Raw genomic sequence first — 18,503 nt, 5'->3', positions numbered from 1 at the left:
ATATGTTTCCTGGCAGCCAGATTATTTAGCTTCTGGTTCTGTGTAAACAAATGCGTTCAGGCAATCTGTATTGTCAGCTGTGATTGCTACACAAGGAACAAGCTGTTTCTCTTCTTCCGGAGCTGTACCGTTAAGGTAAGCGTCTGCCTGCTCAACTGCCATCTCAGTGATCAGAGCGATCTGCTGAAGAGCGGTACCAACCATGTCGCCAGATTTGATGTAAGCGTTTGCTTCGTCAGATCCGTCAAGACCGATGATCTTAATATCATTACGTCCTGCATCCAGGCAAGCTTGAACAGCACCACATGCCATTGTGTCATTACCGCAGATAATACCGGTGATCTCTGGATTGGACTGAAGGATTGCTTCTGTCTTCTCATAAGCTTCTGTCTGATCCCAGTTAGCAGACTGCTGAGCTACCATCTCAAGATCTTCATACTCATCAATTACAGAATGGTAGTTGTCAGAACGAACCTGGCAGTTTGTATCGGATTCAAGTCCAAGGAGCTCTGCGTATTTGCCTTCGTAGTTCATAGCCTCAACCCATACTTCTGCGATTGCGGCTGCACCCTGTGCGTTATCTGCAACGATCTGTGCTACTGCAAGTCCGGACTGGTTGATCTCACGGTCGATAAGGAAAGTCGGGATTCCAGCGTCATATGCTTTCTGAACTGCTTCGATGGAAGCATCTGCACCAGCGTTATCGCAAATGATTGCTGCTGCGCCATCATTGATAGCTGCTTCGAAAAGCTCAAGCTGTGTAGCAGCGTCGTCATCGTGGGAAGCACATTTTACTTCGTATCCAAGTTCTTCAGCTTTCTCTTTCGCAATTACCTGCTCTGTGTTGAAGAATGGGTTAGATGTGGAAGGTGTGATACAGTAAATGATCTTGCTTCCGCCGCCTGGAAGTAATTCTGCATTCTCTTCAGCCATTACCGGAACTGTCATTAAACCTCCAACCATCGCTGCTGTCATAGCCAGTGCCATTGCTTTTCTTGCTTTCATAAATACGTCCTCCTTGAAAAAATATGTTTGATATTGTTCGGAGCCCTCCGAACTGTTGATAATTTTATTATAAACATTTGCATAAATATTTCAATAACCATTTTAGTTTTATATGTGAATTTGTATGAATGCACAAGGTTTTTGGTTTGTTTTTAGTAAGTATTTACTATAAAGCAGTGGTATTTTCAACTTTTTTGCTGTTTGTTTATGTAAACATTTATATAAACATTTATAAACAAATTATGGGGACGGATTTATATCCGTCCCCATGGGATTTTTCTCTTTATATTTTTTATAATCAGCAGCATGTACCGATACAGTCTTATGCAATTTACAGCATTCCCAGCTCTTTCTTCACTTCGTCCGCTCTCGGAATAGACGGTGTAGCGCCTGGTCTTGAAACTGCAATAGAAGATGCCTTCGCAGCCATTCTCAGTGCCTCCTGGATAGATCTGCCCTCGATAGTTGCTGCAATGAAATATCCTGTAAACGTATCACCAGCCGCTGTGGTGTCCACAGCTTTTACCTTGAAAATGTCCTGGAAAACTTTTTCTTTGCCATCGTAATAAACCGCGCCGTCGCTTCCAAGTGTAAGCACGAAGCGTGCATTAGGGAATTTCGCAGCCATGGCATCCAGGATCTGGTCCTTATCCTTGCAGCCAGTGATCTGCTCGCCCTCGATCTCATTTACAAGGAACAGATAAACCTTGCTGAGATCGCAGGTGCTCAGCTTGTCATCAAAAGGTGACGGGTTCATGACGATCTTCATCTTTTTCTCATAAGCCTGGTCGATGATATAGTCCAGCATATTGATCTCGTTCTGCAGGATCAGGTAATCTCCTTCGCCGAAATCAGCCAGAACCTCATCTACAAATTCCTTTGTCTGCATCTGGTTGGTTCCGCCGTAAAGAATGATACAGTTCTGGGCATTCTTGTCCACCTGGATCATGGTATGGCCGCCTTTTACCGGAAGTCTGCGGATATATTTGGTGTTTACCCCCGCTTCCTTACAAGCCTCCAGAAGAATGTCCCCGTCATTTCCCACGATTCCCGCATGGTAAACCGGCACCCCTGCCTTCGCCAGCGCAATAGACTGGTTCAGCCCTTTTCCGCCGCTGAAAACCTCCAGCTTGGAAGAATGCTGGGTCTCTCCTCCGATGATGATGTGGTCTACGGAATAGACGTAATCTACGTTTAGTGAGCCGTAATTTAATACCTTCATGTAAAAAACCTCCGTTTTGTTTCACTTTTGCTGCGCAGACTTTGCCTGGCAACGATTATGATTATATTATGTTGTAGAAATTGGGTTACGTCAACTGGATTTTAGAGAATTTTCCTGCAACAAAATATTCTTAACATCGTTCACCAGTAATAACCATATTGTAAGCAATTGAAAAAGTTTCAGCCAAACAGTTACCACTTATAAAGCATATTCCTGCAACAGTTTTTGCTGAAATTTTCGATCCGAAACAGACCGAAGCAGTTCTTCCTGCCGGTTATCCGCCAACAATAAACGATTCAATTTGTTAATCTGATCTTTCCCAAGATGTTTTCCCCGGCGCTCTCCTCGGCGTTCTCCCCGGCGCTCTCCGTCTTTGACCATATCATCAAGAGCCTTACACATATTCCATCCTCCTTCCAAATTTTTCACATCGTCTTTTAGCGTCTCCAATATTGGAGACTTCGCCATTATTGCCAATAGATTGTATGTATCTTCCGCCAGATTTTCAAAGATTTCTCTATTCTCTGTCACATACCTTTGCAATTCGTCCTTGTTTTGAACCTTTTGCAAAAATCCTATAATCCATTTCAGGTCTGTGCGAAAATTATCTACATTTTCAAACCTTCGCATATCTAAAATATGAATAGGATATTTGGTAAGAATTCCTTTCATTTTCTCTGATTCTACCGCTTTTCCAAATAGTTTCTGCGCAGCTTCTGCAGCATCCCATTTTTCCTCTCCAAAGTACACAATCAAAATTAACAAAGGATCAATCCTATCGTTTCTGCCCATACCGGACAAAAATTCTGCTCCTTTTAAATCCTTTTTCGCCCTGTGTTTTCTCTCTAGTTCTTTCCATTGGCTATAATATTCTTCTGCTTCCTCATTCATCACCCGAATCGGCATAGCATAATGTATTTGTGTCTGATTTTGTAAAAAAACACCTATTCTACAGCCATCAATTTCCACGTTGCGAAATAGATCCACAATATTTGCTTTCGTTGATACTTTTGTACCTTTTCCTTTTATATTTTGCAGCACAGGATCTCTTTCCTGGACGCTTTCCCAATGAACTACTTCAGCGCCATTGAAAAAATAACCATTTAAAAGATCTGCAAACCGTTTCGGGTTCTTAAAAAACTCTATAGAAACCGCATTCTGTGGCTGCATAAGCTCCTTTCCGGAATATTACACTTATTCATTTGTGTTTCTTATTGATATATAATTTATATTTTTATTATACATCTATGTACACACCAATACAAGTGTTTTATTCCTATTTATGTTGTTAAAATTGAGTTACCAGGTCGATCTGACCACACTGACAAAAATTAGATCTTAAATTGAAATTCCAAATGATTTTCAGATATCTGATTAATTTAGTATAACTCTCAAGTACAGGCTAAGTCAATCAGTAAAAATATTAAATAAATATAAACCTAATATCCTGTTCTTCCTGACAAATTAAAAAGTTCCCGTCAGATAGCACACCATTTGGCGTATTTCTGAATGGAGCTTTTATTTTTATAAATATTTAAAACTGAAACAGGCTTAACATGCATTCTTACAACAACATATAGATTGCAATACAAACCGAAAATACCGCCACGAAAATCTTCAGACCCTGGACGGGGACTTTGCCGGCGAAGCGGCTGCCGAGCCAGACACCGATGCCGTGGGTGGCGATGATCAGGGCAAGAAGGCCCAGAGCGCTCATCCAGTCGATTCGGGAGAGGTAGCCGATGCAGGCTGGGATGGCGATGAATACAGAGTCGAAAAGGGCTACGCCTACTGCGATTCGGGCGGAGACACCGCAGGCTACCAGCAGGGGCATGACTAGAACGGGGCCGCCAGCCCCGGAAAGGGAGCAGATTGTGCCGGTGACGATGCCCAGGAGGACAAGGAAAATAACATTGTCTGTAAGGGATCCAGAAGCGATTTCAGTTGATGCTTTGTTTGAATTGCTCTTTTCCCGTTTTTTCTCATTCCACATTCTTACCAGTATGGATGCCCCGGAAAACAGAACCACCAGATAAAGAATGGTCTTCGCTGTACTTTTCTCGATCATGGATTGAAGGAAAACACCGCCTACTGCACCGATCAGGCTACCGATTCCAAGTTTCACGGACATTTTCACATCCAGATTTCCAGCTTTGTAATAGTTTCGGGAACCGATGATTCCGGAAACAAGAAAAGCCAGGAAGCTGAGCGCCAGGGCGTAGGTAACGTCGAATCCAAGTCCGCCAGTATACAGCATAGGCAAAAGGAATCCAGCGATTCCGCAGATTCCGATGCAGCCGCCTACTGCCATATTCGCGGCTGCTATGATAATAATGGTTAATATTGTCAGTTCACTCAAGCTTTTACCTCCCCATCCTCAAAATACTCCTTCGCCTGCCACATAATCTTCTCCTCATCCACCGTCTGCACCTGGCGGTTTCTCATAAGGATTTTACCATTTACAATGCTGTCCTGCACGTCATTTCCACATACACATTCAAGAAGGGTATTTACCCGGTTATTTGTAGCAAAAAGCTGCGGCTGATCCCAGTTAATAGAAATCATATCGGCTTTAAAACCTTCTTTCAGCAGACCAGACTGCTCTTCCCCAAGGGCAATCGCCCCATTTCTGGTTGCAATTTCCAGAATTTTCTTTGCAGGCATTACTGCTGGATCTGCATTCTTCACGCCCCAGAAGGCATTCATCACAGAGCGGAAAATCTTCATTTCATTCCAAAGGCTTAGTCCGCCATGGGCTGCACCGTCCGTTCCAAGTCCCACAGGAATTCCTCTTTCCAGAAGATCCGGGGTATTTGGAACACCTTTTCCACAATTGCTGAAGGGACAATGCACGACTTTTCCACCGTTTTCAGCCAAAAGTGCACGTTCCTGTGGAGAAACAGTTACTAATGGCTATGCAAACTTAGCTCTCGGATTTTCTGTGAACTGTATTCGCAAAAACATTTCGCAGAACATTCCCAGTAAATCGCAAAAGAAATTCACTCAAACACTTACAGGAGGCACCTCATGACTCTTGAAGAACTGATTCAAACTTATCCAGATGTGGAAACTTATTTCAAATACATGCCCGAGGAATTAAAAACCCGCTATACCATCCGTAAATTTCCTCCCGGAACCATTATCCACCAGAAAGATTATCTTCTTGACTATTTCGGCATCGTTGTAAGCGGTGATCACCGGGTAATCAATGAATTTGAAAATGGCAATATTTTTATGATCGAGAAAAATGAGGCAATTGACTTTATCGGGGAAGTTGCTATTCTGGCGGAGAAGGCTACCACTTCTGTCTCCATTGAAACGCTGACAGAATGCGTAGTTTTCATGATCTCCAGAGCAGATTTTGAAATGTGGATTTCCCAGGACATTCATCTGCTCCGGCTTGTTGCGCACAAAATTGCCTATAAGCTATACCGCTCCTCCTATAACCGGGGTGCCAAGCTCTTTTACCCACCAACTTTCCTTTTTCTGGATTATCTGCTGAAATACGCAACTAATCATCATATTGAAGCCTCCGGAGAAATTGTGCTTCGAAAAACCCGGGAGGGAATCCGTGAAGAGTTGGGAATGACTGTAAAAACCATCAACCGCACCATCACCAAGCTAAAAGAAGACGGGCTCATTGACACCCGCAAGGGCAAAGTAGTCATGTCTCTGGAGCAGTATAAACTGGCGCAGGAGAAAATCAGCAGTTATGTGACATAAAACAACCGCTTGTAGAACATATTCCAGCAATCGTTTTTGCTGTAATTTTTGATCTGAGACAATCCTCCTAATTATCAGTTAGCAGTAACTGATAATTAGGAGGATTTTATTTAGCATTTAAAATCCGCAATTTTTTCCCATCCCGCTCTATGATTCCTTCATCCACCAGGTTCTTCAATTCCCGCATCATGGCGCTGCGGTCTACGCTGAGGTACTCCGCCAGAGTGGTGTAGGACATGGGGAGGGTGAAGGTTTTGGTCTGCTTTTCCACAGCAATAGAATTTAAATAGGCCATAATCTTCTTCCTGGTGCTGTTTCTTGACAGCACGTAGATCCGGCTGGCCTGCTGGCTGGCACGCATGGCGATCATCTGGAGCAGGTTGCTTACCAGCTGGCTGTGGAAGCGGCAGGCATTTTCACAACGCTTGATCACATGTTCATAGTCAATAAACAGCACTTTTGTGGCTGCTTTTGCACAGACATAATAATGCTGGGATTCCTCGGGCAAAAGAAAGGGTTCGCCAAAGACGCTGTCCTTTTTCAGATCGTCCAGCATATACTGGTTTCCTTCTTCATCACAGCAATAAAGAGCCGCCTGACCTTCCAGGATCAGGCCAATTTTTTTCATGGAACTGGCATATTCCATGATCGTTTCGTTATTCTGATAAACCACCTCACGCATACAGAAGCAGACGCGCATGCGCTCCTGCTCTTCCGGAGTTATATATGAAAAAAGTGTCACCGGGGTCATTTTTCCCATTCCTTTCTACTACTTTATTTTATAGAATACACCTTTTTGTTGTATTTGCAACAGAATTTATTCCAAATTCTGGTATACTAAAACCATGTTAAAGAAATAACAAAGTCTAAAAAATAAATAATCACCAAAAAACCACAAATAATAAATTATCTTACCAAAAAGGAGACGAACCCCATATGAAAATCACAGACACCATCCGCTACGCAGGCGTAAACGATCATCAGGTTGACCTTTTCGAAGGCCAGTACAAAGTTCCAAACGGCATGGCATACAATTCCTACGTGATCCTAGATGACAAAATTGCAGTCATGGATACCGTAGATGCCAACTTCACCCATGAATGGCTGGACAACCTGGACCGCATTCTGGAGGGCCGCAATCCAGACTACCTGATCGTACAGCACATGGAACCCGACCACGCAGCAAACGTGGCAAACTTCCTGAAGGTTTACCCGGAAACTACCGTCGTTGCCAACGCCAAAACCTTCACTATGATCCAGAACTTCTTCGGTCTCGACCTGGAAGGACAGAAACTGGAAGTTACAAACGGTGGCACACTCAACCTTGGAAACCACAACCTGACCTTCGTTTTTGCCCCAATGGTACACTGGCCAGAAGTTATGGTAACCTATGACAGCACAGATAAGGTTCTTTTCTCCGCAGACGGCTTCGGAAAATTCGGCGCCCTTGATGTGGAGGAAGACTGGGACAACGAGGCCCGCAGATATTTCATTGGAATCGTTGGAAAATACGGACCACAGGTTCAGAAACTGCTGAAGGTTGCCGCAGGACTGGATATCCAGATCATCTGTCCCCTTCACGGACCTGTCCTTACCGAGAATCTCGGACATTATATCGGACTTTATGACACCTGGTCTTCCTACACACCAGAAACCGAAGGTATTGTGATCGCCTACACCTCCGTTTACGGCCACACGAAGAAAGCCGTTGAAATGCTGGCAGACAAGCTCCGCGGCAAAGGATGTCCAAAGGTTGTTGTCTACGACCTTGCAAGAGACGATATGTCCCTGGCTTTATCCGACGCGTTCCGCTACAGCAAGCTGGTACTGGCTACCACCACTTATAACGCAAGCATTTACCCGTTTATGCACGACTACATCACCCGTCTGGTAGAGCACAATTTCCAGAACCGCACCGTTGGCATTATCGAAAACGGTTCCTGGGCGCCTCTGGCTGCGAAGGTGATGAAAGAAATGCTTTCCAATTGCAAAAAGATCAACTGGCTGAACACTACCGTAAAGGTACTTTCTGCTGTGAACCAGGAAAATAAGGATCAGCTGGAAGCCATGGCAGGTGAGCTTTGCAAAGAATACATTGCCCAGAGTGATGAGCTGGCAAATAAAAATGACATGACAGCCCTTTTCAGAATCGGATACGGTCTTTATGTAGTTACCTCCAATGACGGCAAAAAAGACAACGGACTGATCGTCAACACTGTGACCCAGCTCACCGATACTCCAAACCGCATTGCCGTAAACATCAACAAGGCAAACTATTCCCACCATGTGATCAAACAGACTGGCGTTCTCAATGTAAACTGCCTGTCCGTAGACGCACCGTTCTCTGTCTTCCAGCAGTTCGGCTTCCAGACAGGACGCAGCGTGGATAAATTTGCCGGCCAGAAGGTCTACCGTTCCGATAACGGACTGGTATTCCTGGACAAATATATCAACGCATTTATGTCCCTGAAGGTTGAGCAGTATGTAGATCTTGGCACACACGGTATGTTCATCTGCAGCGTTACCGAGGCCCGCGTAATGAACGATCTTGACACCATGACCTACACCTATTACCAGAAAAATGTAAAACCACAGCCAGAAACAGAGGGCAAAAAAGGCTTTGTCTGCAAGGTCTGCGGATACATTTACGAAGGCGACGAGCTCCCGGATGACTACATCTGCCCGCTGTGCAAGCATGGAGCTGCAGATTTCGAGCCTATTGGATAATAAAATAGCCAGATAAAAAAATTGACGGATAGTAAGATATAAAATAAAAAATATCTTACTATCCGTCATTCGTATATCCCCAATACTAGAACATCTTTGAAAAATGCTTCCTGCAAGATGTACGGCATAATTGGTGGGACAGGCAAATTGCGGGACTATTTTTTTGCACGCTCCAGCCCCATTAGCGATAATAGCAATTTCCACTGCACCCACCTGGAAAAATCCCGGATTTCAGTTTTAACTTGAACTCTGCTTCATCCCCGGATTCTCCCAGCATCCTCAACGCATTCCGAAGATTGCGGATATCTTTTTCCATATAATCGGTATAATTTCCCCGGCCTACAAGCTTCAAATGGGTAATTCCAGCTTGTTTCAGCTGGTACAGGGCGCACAGGCCGCAGCCAGTTTCGCCGCAAAGATAACCTGTAGGATCATAAACAGGATCTGGCGTCTCTAACTGGGAAACAGATGCCATTTTATCCGACGCAGAAGCAGTTTTTTCCAATCCCTGGCCATCCGTTTTCACAGTTTTTACAGTACCTAATTCATAGGGAACCCTGCAAAGATACCCCATCTCATCACAATGTAAGGAGTTGCAAAAGGCACCTGTAAACTGGCACATTTCATTTAATACAAAAGCCTCCCGTTCCGGAATTTCGCATTTTTCTGCAACTGCTCTCATATCTTCAAAGGTATTTTTCCTGTGAAAAATCACACGCTTCAGCCCTATTTTTTTGCCAAATGCAGCTACCATCCGGCCGTTCACCTCGCCGCATTCACCGCTTAAATGGATCTCACAGTTTACACCTTTTTCCCGCAAATACACCATTAAAGCCGGATCTGCAATGATATAACTAAGAAAACCAAGCTCCATGCACCTGCTTATAATCCCTCCAATTTCCGGGTATTGCTCCGGGATATAATACAAAGAATTAAAGGTGAGATGGACCGGTTTTCCGTATTTTTTCACCAGTTCTGACAGGATTTCCAGCTCACTAAATGCCCCAAGCTGTACGTTATAGCAAAGTACTTCCCGACGGTTCAGGGGCAGTACAGTGCCATATTTTTTCGCCCAGGAGTACGGCACATATCCGCAAAAGAACTCATCTGCTCCAGCATCTGCAAACCTTCTATATTCATCGATGGAACCCAATCCTGCTACTATTTTCATCCTGTATGCCTCACAAATTCCGCTTTCCCAGCTCCCAAAATGCCACGGCACTGGCTGCCGCCACATTCAGGGAATCCACATCATGGGACATGGGAATTTTCACCGTGTAATCACAGTCTGCGATGGTCTCATTTGCCAGTCCATCCCCCTCCGTTCCCAGGATAATAGCCAGCTTTTCCTTCGCCAGAAGCCGGGGATCATCAATACTCACTGAATCATCCCGAAGTGCCATTGCAACTGTCTTAAACCCCAGCTTCTCAAGAAGCTCCATTCCGTCCTTAGGCCACTCCATTTTCTTGTGAAAATAGGTCCAGGGAATCTGAAAAACAGTTCCCATGCTCACCCTTGCAGCCCTGCGGTAAAGGGGATCGCAGCAGCCACCTGTGAGAAGCACTCCATCCATATGGAGGGCTGCTGCCGAGCGGAAAATGGCGCCTATATTTGTTGGATTTACCACATTTTCCATCACCGCAATTCTGTGCGCATCCTTGCATATTTCTTCTGCAGAAGGCAAGCACCGGCGTTTCATAGCGCAAAGCATTCCCCGGGTAAGCGCAAAGCCGGTCAGCCTTACCAGTACCTCATATTCTGCTGTATAAACCGGGATTTCCGGGAATTGTTCCAGAATTTCCCGGGCTTCGCCTTCCAGATCCTTGTGCTCCACAAGAAAGGAAATGGGTTCATACCCGGCAGTAAGCGCACGCTGGATCACCTTCGGACTTTCCGCAATAAAAAGCCCTGGCTCTGGTTCCTTGTATCTTAACAGCTGCACCTCCGAAAGTCTGGCATAAATATTCAGCTCCGGTGCTTCAAAATTCTTTATTTCAATCCAGTTTTTCATACTGTTTTTTCCAACCTGTCCTTCTTTTTATACTATAATGTCAAGGGGAAAACGGATCTTGCCCCTGTGTAGGAAAAGCACTTATCACAACCCTGTCCACACCCTTTTGGGCACACCTCTCCAGCAGTTTCCTGTCCTTCAGAATCTCCATATCTATTCCAAATAAAGAGTTATATCTTCCCACCATATGCAGATGCTCCGGGTACAAAAATACACGCTCTGCGCAGTAATGAGGACAAGACTTTTCCAGCTTCTGGGCGCCTCTTTCCCCATTCAAACAGACCGCCCGAAGGGGACAATACTGGGAGGTATTGGTCTGATACAGTGGAATATGCAGACTGTTTTTTTCCTCTGGAAAATCCTGTTCATAGCCACAGGATTCCCATTCAAATCTCTCAATTCCAAACTCTTCTTTTAGGAAATCACGGTAAAATCCAGCGTTAAGATTGTTCTTTTCAAACAACCTTTGGTCACCTTTTTTGAAGGAGATCCGCGGATCTTTTTTACGTTTATTCAGCAATATTCCAAGACTTGGAGTCAGATTCCTGGTCCTATTTTTTACCAGATCCGCCATTCCCCAGTCATTTACAACCACCTCTATACAAGTCTGCCAGCGTTCACACCAGCGGTCCACTTCTTCTAATAGTGCCTGTACCTGATCTAGCATATATTCCCGTATATATGAAAAAACAAGGGTGATCTTTACCTGTTCCGCTGCTGCTTTTTCCAGCATTTGAAACAGCAATTCCTTTCCAGGAAACAATAAATGACAGAACTGATTTCCAATGTAAAGTCGGTCTGGTACCTGGCGTTTTCTGAGCAGACTGCCGCAGATTCCCATACTTTTTTCTGCAAATATTTTCGAAAATTCTGTTAAAGTACTACTTAAATATGCCTGGTATAATTCCGGGCAATCTACTTCTAAAGCCAGTTCCACAGGGGCATTTTCCAGTAATGACTGGTCTTCTCTTCCAAGCCCAGTTTCCAACAGTGGCTGCCTTTCCCTCTCCGGCTCTGTTTTAAGCTCCTCCTGCCATATCTTCATCTGTTCTTCCAGGCTGCTACACTTCACCACATCCCGTTCTCCCGGATATCCGGTCATACTTTTCGCCAGTGTACTGTCATCTTCCTCCAGCTTCAGGTGAATGTAACGATTGTACTGGTAAAGAAGCTTCTGAACCGCCTTTGCATACTCTTTTTCCTTCACATTCACCTTATATTTCACGTAAAATCCCTGGAGATCTGTGCCTGCTGCATCACATCTTTGTATGTCATATTCCGAAATTTCCAGTTCTCGATAACCGCTATTCTCTATATCATAAAAGCTCACTTTCAACTCTTCTGAAGCCATGTTCCAGCTGTCCTTTTTCCGGATCCGGAAGCAAAATCCCGTCTCATCCAGCTCTGTGATCCGAACTTCCCGGCCTCCGGCAAATCCGGCAAGAAGCCCGAAAGGAACCATTGAAACCACCGTCATCACCCCGCTTCCCATTTGGAATACTGAAAGTATATCTCAGAACATATGAAAATACAATCTTTCCCTTCAAAACCTTTTTTCTCCTTTTTTTATTCGCAAAAGAGTGCTACAATCATTCTAACGACTATGCAAAAAGGAGTACCCTTTCTATCATGAAACAGAATCTCAAGCGTTTGCTGCCTGTATCAATCGTAATCGGAATTACTATTATTGTTTCATTTCTTCTGTATGATAAAGTTATGGACCGGGAAAAGGAGCGCTGTTGGCAAGCCCTTGGCGATTCCGCCAAAGCTATTTCAGCTGAGTTCCAGATGAAATTCCAGGACAATATCACCACCCTTGGACTGGCGGCCAACGCCATGGTGCAGGAGGATAAGCTAAAGCCAGAGCAGATTGGTTCCGTTCACCTTGACGCATTTGAAGAGAACACAATTTTCTCCAGAATCGATGTCCTCTATCCAGACAACACCATTTTATATGAAGACGGACGGAAAGACATCCTGCGTGAAGACGTGGATTTCAACGATATCGCAGCCCTTGGCGAGCACATTTCCCACAGACTGGCAGACGTTGAAACTGGAAATGAATCCTTTTATTACTATATGCCTGTGGAAAAGGACGGCGAGATCAAAGCCATCCTTACCGGAGTGATCGACACCACCGATCTGGCAGACATCTTTCAGTTTTCCCTTTATGACGATCACGCAGCTATCTGTCTTGTGGACAGCGCAGACGGAAATTACGTTCTTGACACCTGGCATCCCACTCTTGGAAACGCCTATGATATGCCTGACCGCACCCGGCTGAAGGGCTACGAAAACGTTGATCTGACAAGCGAAATAAAAGCTTTAAAAACCGGCGTGATCGCCTTTGAATCAAACACCAATGGGAAAGACAGTTACATGTATTATACCCCTGTTGGTCTTTTCGACTGGGAGCTTCTGGTCATAGCACAGGATGACGTTGTTTTTTCCAGTCTTCTTTATCTGAAAAAGCTGATGATCTTCGCCGGAATCATCGAGCTTCTGCTGCTGGTTCTCTACATTATATGGAACTTTTACACTGTAGACCAGCTTGCCAAAAGTGAGAAAGAGACCAAAGAACAGCTTAAGATCTCCAACACGCTGATCCAGTGTGTCACAGCGCTTTCTTCCAATAAAAGCATTGATATTTCCATTCAGAATCTGCTGGAAATCATCACCCAGTACTTCAATTCTGACCGGACCTATATATTCGAAATTGACCCGGCCAAGGATGTTTTGAACAATACCTACGAATATGTAAAAGAGGGCATCACACCTCAAATTGACAACCTTCAGGAGGTACCTGTTTCTGAACTTCCAAACTGGATGGAAACCTTCTATAAATTCCAGCCTTACTATATTTCCGACCTGGAACAGGAGAAAGGATATCCCTCCTATGACCTGCTGAAGCCCCAGGAAGTGAACCAGCTTATTGCAGTTCCTCTTGGAAAAAAGGGACAGGTAATTGGCTTTGTGGGCGTGGATAATCCAAGACAATTTTATGATGATGCGACCTTGTTATCCTCTATCCAGTTCTTCCTGACCAACAGTCTTGCCAACAAGAAACAGCAGGCATTATTGCAGGCTATGAGCTATCACGATATGCTTACATACCTGTATAACCGTAATAAATATATCGAAGTTCTGGATTCCTACAAGGGCAAAATCATTGAAAAAGTTGGTGCTGCTTATATCGATCTGAATGGTCTGAAGCAGATCAACGACAACCAGGGGCATGAAGCCGGAGATACATTTATCCGTACTGCAGCCAAGGTACTCTCCGGTATTTTTCCAGAGAATTCTTACCGCATCGGCGGTGATGAATTTGTGGTTATGACTGCGGATCTGGAAGAGGCAGACTTCCAGAATAAGATAAACAGGCTTCAGAAAGAGATGCAGGAGAATCAAGTCAGTATCTCCATTGGATCTCTGTGGAAAGAAAGCTGCTCAGATCTGGAAGAGATGATGAAAGAAGCCGATCACAGGATGTATGAGGCGAAAAAAGCTTATTATCAGAAGGCTGACCGGCGGACACATAGTCACTGAGCAGGACTGGTAAAGACAGAAGTATCCCGTCACCAATAATTATATGTACTACCACACTTAATCAAAATTCATGAACTAAAAAGCGCCAGAACACAGGAGATATTATAAAAAAGTTCTTCTGCTATTCTGGCGTTTTTATTTTAAAGCCTTACTTTTCGTCCACTTTTTGCAATACGATCTGGTATGCTTCATACTCCCTGCCAGCCACAGGAAGCAGCATTCCAGCCTCCATAAGGGCCGCACCCGGATACACTTTTCCAGTAGTTTTATCCAGATAAAAAGCATCCTCAGCAAGCCCTTTTAAGGTTACATAAGTGGCTGGTGCATTGGCTTCGGCACTCAGTCTTACCACGCTTACAAGTGCCTGCTCCTGGTTCTCAGATACCACCATCCATGCAGCAATTTCATCCTGGAATGGATCAGAAAGGCGGTAATAATTGCCTTCACGGATCAACTCCTGATGCTCCCGGTATTTCGCCAGCTGGGTACGGATCTCTGCTTTTTCTTCTGCACTTAAAAGTGCAGGATTCAGCTCATATCCAAAGGTTCCGGACATAGCTGCCACGCCTCTTGTGTGCATGCTGGTCACTCTTCCGGTCTGGTGATTTGGCACTGCAGAGACATGGGACCCCATTGCTGCTACTGGATAGAAGAAGGAGGTTCCATACTGGATCCGGGTGCGATTGATGGCGTCTGTATTGTCACTGCACCAGATCTGCGGAGTATAATACAGCATTCCAGCATCAAATCTTCCGCCGCCTCCACTGCATCCCTCAATGAGAATATCCGGGTATCGGCTGGTGAGTTTTTCCAGGAAATCATACACTCCAAGAACGTAATCATAGGTCACTTTTGGACCATAAACATCCGCCATACTGCGGTTCATATCCCATTTGATATACTCTACATTTCCCTGGTCTAACACATCACAAATGCGTTTGAAAATCTCATCCCGCACTTCTTTTCTGGAAAAATCCAGGATCAGCTGGTTTCTGGAACGGATAGGTTTACGGCCAGGAATCGCAATAGCCCAGTCCGGATGTTCCCGGTAAAGATCACTGTCTTCGCTTACCATTTCCGGCTCGATCCAGATACCAAATTTCACGCCCTCCGCATTTACTCGCTGAATCAAATTGGCAAGAGTTCCACCTAATTTTTCCTCATTTACATACCAGTCTCCCAGAGAAGAATTGTCATCATTTCGCTTTCCAAACCAGCCGTCATCCATAACAACCATGTCGATTCCAAGCTCTTTTGCCTGCTTTGCAAGCTCTACGATGGTGTCACCGGTGAAGTCGAAATAGGCAGCTTCCCAGCTGTTGATCAGCACCGGGCGGTTCTCATGGACGTATTTTCCCTGGCAGATATGGTTCATAATGCAATGGTGATACTGCTGGGAAAGCCTGGCAAGTCCTTTGTTGGTATAGGATAAAATAACCTCTGGTGCGGTAAATTCAGCCCCTGCTGCTAGCGGGTATTCGAATAACTCGTCAGTCAGTCCCATTTGGATACGGGTCTGGTTATACTGGTCTTTTTCTGCTTCTGCCAGGAAATTTCCGCTGTATACAAAGAGCATTCCATAGCAGCTTCCGCTGTCCTCAGTTGTGTTTTTTCCTGCAAGGATCACCCCAGGATTGTGCTGGTGGCTGGAGCTTCCACGACGGCTTCCAATGCGGATGCTTCCATGGGAAACAGGTACACGTTCCATGTTTCTTTCCATGGCATGTCTGCCGTAAAACTGGATCAGATCGTAGTCTCCGTGAAGGAAATCCAGGCATGCAGACTGGGCTTTTTTTATGGTTATCTGTGCTTCTCCAGCATTTTTAATGATTATACTTCTGGTGATGATGTCTTCTTTTTCCAACACTCCGTAGAGCAGATGAAGTTCCACTTTTGTGAGCGGATCTGCCAGAATAATCTCCAGTGTTTCTGCCTCGTCTTCGCCAGCGCGGACAGCTGGAAGACCATTCAGTGCATATTTTCCTGATGTAATTTTATGGCTTATGTAAACCGGATTGCAGCACTTGGAACCGTCCCCGTTCTGGATATTTACCGCATAATTACGGAAATCACCGGTGCCAAGGGAGGGATATTCCTGCGGCAGAGCATCCAGAGAATAGGTTCTGTCGCTGCCTGCAGAATCGGGATTTCCGGAAAAACCGCGGTCTGCATAGTTCAGCAGATAATCCATCTCTCCAGCAGTTCTGGCACCGTAATACAGGTGCAAAAGGTAACCCTTGGCATCCGCCTGCATCTGATAGGTGGTGTGAGCGGTGGTGAGGGTGAAAATTCGGGTGTTTTCGTTGAAGGTGATTGACATGGGTGGGGGACCTCCTTTTTTATGATGTGTTAAGTATAACATACCAAAATCAGCACTTAAATAGCTTAATTTTTCTTGTTTTATATCTTTATGATGTTTTATTATGGTATAATGAAATGTAATATCGTATTATGACATGTTTGAATTAAGTAATTCTATTAAAATGCTGTTAAAGAAAGAATTTTCAAAAATAAAACGGGAGATTTCCAGATATGAACAACAACTTTCACATTTTTCCAAGCGAAAATTTCATCGATCTATGCCTTTACCAATATGGTCATGAGAAGTGTACACCGGGGCATTTATTTGGTCCGGCGACGCGGAATCACTATCTTTTTCACTATATCATTTCCGGAACCGGCACCCTGATGGCCACCAATTCCAAGGGACAGAATGTAAATTATCAGATTCGAAGTGGACAGGGCTTTATGATTTTTCCCGGGCAGATCACCACTTATGTGGCAGATATTCAGGCACCCTGGGAATACGTCTGGGTGGAGTTTGACGGGCTGCGTACTACAGAAATCCTCAATGTTTGCGGCTTTTCCAAGGATGCTCCAGTCTATACCGCCCGATCTGGAGAAATGCGAAAAAGAATGGCTGATGAACTGATTTATATTTCTCAAAATTCAGAGCAATCCCCCTTTCATTTGATGGGACATTTCTATCTTTTTGCGGATCTGCTTGCACAATCTGTTGCCAGGCCACAGCCTGCCTCCAGCAGTAAAATGAGTGATTATTATATCAAAGAGGCGATCAATTTTATTGAACAGAACTTCCAGAATGATATTTCTATTGAGGATGTGGCCGCTGTTTGCGGCATTAACAGAAGCTATCTGGGACGGATTTTCCGCACCAACACAGGACATTCTCCACAGGAGTTTCTTATTCATTACCGAATGACAAAAGCGGCGGAATTACTGAAATTAACCACCTTATCTGTAGGGGATATCGGCTCCGCCGTAGGCTACGAAAACGCCCTCCACTTCTCCCGGGCTTTTAAAAATGTATATGGGATTTCCCCGCGTGCGTGGCGGGAGCAGCATAAATGAAGAAAAGGGCATATCTGACCGCCGCCAAGGTCTCATGCAGGCATGGACTTTGGCTCGTTGCTCGCGAAAATAAAAAGGACCTTCCGATTTTTCAGAAAGTCCTGTGTCTGCTTGTTGTTATTGAATTTTAGAAGTTAAATCCTACGGATTTCAGCGTTCCGTCTGTGGACTCTGCGGTTACGTCCTGGGCTACTACGCCTTCCTCGGTTTCCTGGATGTGAAGAGCACTCTGGGTTGTGTTCTCTTCTGCTGCAACATCTTTGAACTCGATGTTGATCACAACTGCTTCGTCTGGAACTTCGATCTCAGTGCCGTCTACTGTGAAGGTTACATCATAGAAGGTGTACTCGTCATCTTCTGTTGTGCCAAGGTCTCTGATGGAAGCCTGTTTTGCTTCTTCGTATTTCTCGCTGCCAGCTTCAAGCTTTACAGCGTTCATTTCTGCGTTTTCTGGGAGAGCTGTCTCATCGAAAACTTTTGCAGTGATGATAACCTCCTCGTTCTCAAAACGGAAATCGGAAGCTGCTGTAGTTTCCTCTGCCTCTCCAACCTCACCTGTTCCATCTGTAAATTCAGCTGTCTCAGCTTCTGCGGAGCCATCTGTGAATCCATCAACAAAAGCCTCTTCTTCCTGGGCTTCTTCTGCCTGAACCTCCTCAGTCTGTGCGGCTTCTGGCTGAACCTCTGTCTGAGTCTGCTCCGGCTGAACTTCTTCTACATATACAGCTTCATCACCTGCGTTAAAAGCCTCCATCTCTGCAAGTGTCTCAGCATCTGTGAAACCTTCTGCGGAAGCTGCTGTATATCCAGTGGCCAGCATTGCTGCTGACATCATAACTGCCATTGCTTTTTTTAATGTATTCTTTCTCATAATGGAAACCTCCTGAAATCTATTA

The 18,503-nt window shown here is 44.7% G+C and carries 14 protein-coding genes and 1 pseudogene; 4 read left to right on the top strand and 11 right to left on the bottom strand.

The window, feature by feature from the left end; genetic code table 11:
• Positions 1-21 precede the first annotated feature (21 nt).
• From ACTQ50_RS04945 to ACTQ50_RS04925, 5 genes and pseudogenes are all read right to left on the bottom strand, one after another.
• Positions 22-1,005: a D-ribose ABC transporter substrate-binding protein gene (locus tag ACTQ50_RS04945; protein ID WP_118582021.1), complete on the bottom strand. Its 984-nt coding sequence runs from the start codon at positions 1,003-1,005 to the stop codon at positions 22-24.
• Between the two features lie 331 nt (positions 1,006-1,336).
• Complete coding sequence (locus ACTQ50_RS04940) at positions 1,337-2,227, bottom strand: ribokinase (protein WP_441483225.1); 891 nt, start codon at positions 2,225-2,227, stop codon at positions 1,337-1,339.
• Between the two features lie 198 nt (positions 2,228-2,425).
• Positions 2,426-3,397, bottom strand: coding sequence for a hypothetical protein (locus tag ACTQ50_RS04935; protein WP_441483224.1), 972 nt, complete (start codon positions 3,395-3,397; stop codon positions 2,426-2,428).
• A gap of 394 nt (positions 3,398-3,791) precedes the next feature.
• Positions 3,792-4,586 (bottom strand): sulfite exporter TauE/SafE family protein, encoded by a 795-nt coding sequence (locus ACTQ50_RS04930; RefSeq protein ID WP_441483223.1) that lies wholly within the window; start codon positions 4,584-4,586, stop codon positions 3,792-3,794.
• Positions 4,583-5,122 (bottom strand): annotated as a pseudogene (locus ACTQ50_RS04925) (amidohydrolase family protein); the annotation flags it as partial. The gene ACTQ50_RS04930 and the pseudogene ACTQ50_RS04925, both read right to left, overlap by 4 nt.
• A 132-nt stretch (positions 5,123-5,254) precedes the next feature.
• On the opposite strand from ACTQ50_RS04925, the gene ACTQ50_RS04920 reads away from it, so the two are divergent.
• A complete protein-coding gene (locus ACTQ50_RS04920; RefSeq protein ID WP_441483222.1) occupies positions 5,255-5,950 on the top strand; it encodes a Crp/Fnr family transcriptional regulator in 696 nt (231 codons plus the stop codon).
• A gap of 106 nt (positions 5,951-6,056) precedes the next feature.
• Here ACTQ50_RS04920 and ACTQ50_RS04915 read toward each other — a convergent pair whose 3' ends face one another.
• Entirely contained in the window at positions 6,057-6,710 is a 654-nt protein-coding gene (locus tag ACTQ50_RS04915; RefSeq protein WP_441483221.1) for a Crp/Fnr family transcriptional regulator, read from the bottom strand.
• 176 nt (positions 6,711-6,886) lie between these two features.
• On the opposite strand from ACTQ50_RS04915, the gene ACTQ50_RS04910 reads away from it, so the two are divergent.
• Complete coding sequence (locus ACTQ50_RS04910; protein ID WP_441483220.1) at positions 6,887-8,677, top strand: flavin reductase; 1,791 nt, start codon at positions 6,887-6,889, stop codon at positions 8,675-8,677.
• A gap of 181 nt (positions 8,678-8,858) precedes the next feature.
• Here the strand turns inward: ACTQ50_RS04910 and ACTQ50_RS04905 are convergent, their stop codons facing one another.
• The 3 genes from ACTQ50_RS04905 to ACTQ50_RS04895 are packed head-to-tail and all read right to left on the bottom strand — an operon-like array spanning position 8,859 to position 12,166.
• Complete coding sequence (locus ACTQ50_RS04905; RefSeq protein WP_441483219.1) at positions 8,859-9,848, bottom strand: U32 family peptidase; 990 nt, start codon at positions 9,846-9,848, stop codon at positions 8,859-8,861.
• Between the two features lie 10 nt (positions 9,849-9,858).
• Positions 9,859-10,689: a TrmH family RNA methyltransferase gene (locus ACTQ50_RS04900; RefSeq protein WP_441483218.1), complete on the bottom strand. Its 831-nt coding sequence runs from the start codon at positions 10,687-10,689 to the stop codon at positions 9,859-9,861.
• Positions 10,690-10,729: 40 nt separating this feature from the next.
• A complete protein-coding gene (locus ACTQ50_RS04895; protein WP_441483217.1) occupies positions 10,730-12,166 on the bottom strand; it encodes a hypothetical protein in 1,437 nt (478 codons plus the stop codon).
• Between the two features lie 152 nt (positions 12,167-12,318).
• On the opposite strand from ACTQ50_RS04895, the gene ACTQ50_RS04890 reads away from it, so the two are divergent.
• On the top strand, positions 12,319-14,235 hold the full coding sequence (locus ACTQ50_RS04890) for a sensor domain-containing diguanylate cyclase (protein WP_441483216.1): 1,917 nt from the start codon (positions 12,319-12,321) through the stop codon (positions 14,233-14,235).
• Positions 14,236-14,383: 148 nt separating this feature from the next.
• On the opposite strand, the gene ACTQ50_RS04885 is transcribed toward ACTQ50_RS04890, so the two are convergent.
• Positions 14,384-16,555, bottom strand: coding sequence for an alpha-galactosidase (locus ACTQ50_RS04885; protein WP_441483215.1), 2,172 nt, complete (start codon positions 16,553-16,555; stop codon positions 14,384-14,386).
• A gap of 212 nt (positions 16,556-16,767) precedes the next feature.
• On the opposite strand from ACTQ50_RS04885, the gene ACTQ50_RS04880 reads away from it, so the two are divergent.
• Positions 16,768-17,607 carry an AraC family transcriptional regulator gene (locus ACTQ50_RS04880; protein WP_441483214.1) on the top strand — a complete coding sequence of 280 codons (840 nt, stop codon included), beginning with the start codon at positions 16,768-16,770 and terminating at the stop codon, positions 17,605-17,607.
• A gap of 127 nt (positions 17,608-17,734) precedes the next feature.
• Here ACTQ50_RS04880 and ACTQ50_RS04875 read toward each other — a convergent pair whose 3' ends face one another.
• Entirely contained in the window at positions 17,735-18,478 is a 744-nt protein-coding gene (locus tag ACTQ50_RS04875; protein ID WP_441483213.1) for a hypothetical protein, read from the bottom strand.
• Between the last annotated feature and the right edge of the window lie 25 nt (positions 18,479-18,503).

The organism is Blautia sp. Sow4_E7 (assembly GCF_052116245.1).
Classification (GTDB): domain Bacteria; phylum Bacillota; class Clostridia; order Lachnospirales; family Lachnospiraceae; genus Blautia_A.
This window is presented reverse-complemented; position numbering and strand designations above follow the sequence as displayed.

Bases quoted from the DNA above. Each gene is read 5' to 3' on its own strand.
- ACTQ50_RS04895 (WP_441483217.1), bottom strand. From the start codon at position 12,166: ATGACGGTGGTTTCAATGGTTCCTTTCGGGCTTCTTGCCGGATTTGCC.
- ACTQ50_RS04900 (WP_441483218.1), bottom strand. From the start codon at position 10,689: ATGAAAAACTGGATTGAAATAAAGAATTTTGAAGCACCGGAGCTGAAT.
- ACTQ50_RS04905 (WP_441483219.1), bottom strand. From the start codon at position 9,848: ATGAAAATAGTAGCAGGATTGGGTTCCATCGATGAATATAGAAGGTTT.
- ACTQ50_RS04885 (WP_441483215.1), bottom strand. From the start codon at position 16,555: ATGTCAATCACCTTCAACGAAAACACCCGAATTTTCACCCTCACCACC.
- ACTQ50_RS04935 (WP_441483224.1), bottom strand. From the start codon at position 3,397: ATGCAGCCACAGAATGCGGTTTCTATAGAGTTTTTTAAGAACCCGAAA.
- ACTQ50_RS04940 (WP_441483225.1), bottom strand. From the start codon at position 2,227: ATGAAGGTATTAAATTACGGCTCACTAAACGTAGATTACGTCTATTCC.
- ACTQ50_RS04890 (WP_441483216.1), top strand. From the start codon at position 12,319: ATGAAACAGAATCTCAAGCGTTTGCTGCCTGTATCAATCGTAATCGGA.
- ACTQ50_RS04880 (WP_441483214.1), top strand. From the start codon at position 16,768: ATGAACAACAACTTTCACATTTTTCCAAGCGAAAATTTCATCGATCTA.
- ACTQ50_RS04920 (WP_441483222.1), top strand. From the start codon at position 5,255: ATGACTCTTGAAGAACTGATTCAAACTTATCCAGATGTGGAAACTTAT.
- ACTQ50_RS04915 (WP_441483221.1), bottom strand. From the start codon at position 6,710: ATGGGAAAAATGACCCCGGTGACACTTTTTTCATATATAACTCCGGAA.
- ACTQ50_RS04945 (WP_118582021.1), bottom strand. From the start codon at position 1,005: ATGAAAGCAAGAAAAGCAATGGCACTGGCTATGACAGCAGCGATGGTT.
- ACTQ50_RS04875 (WP_441483213.1), bottom strand. From the start codon at position 18,478: ATGAGAAAGAATACATTAAAAAAAGCAATGGCAGTTATGATGTCAGCA.
- ACTQ50_RS04910 (WP_441483220.1), top strand. From the start codon at position 6,887: ATGAAAATCACAGACACCATCCGCTACGCAGGCGTAAACGATCATCAG.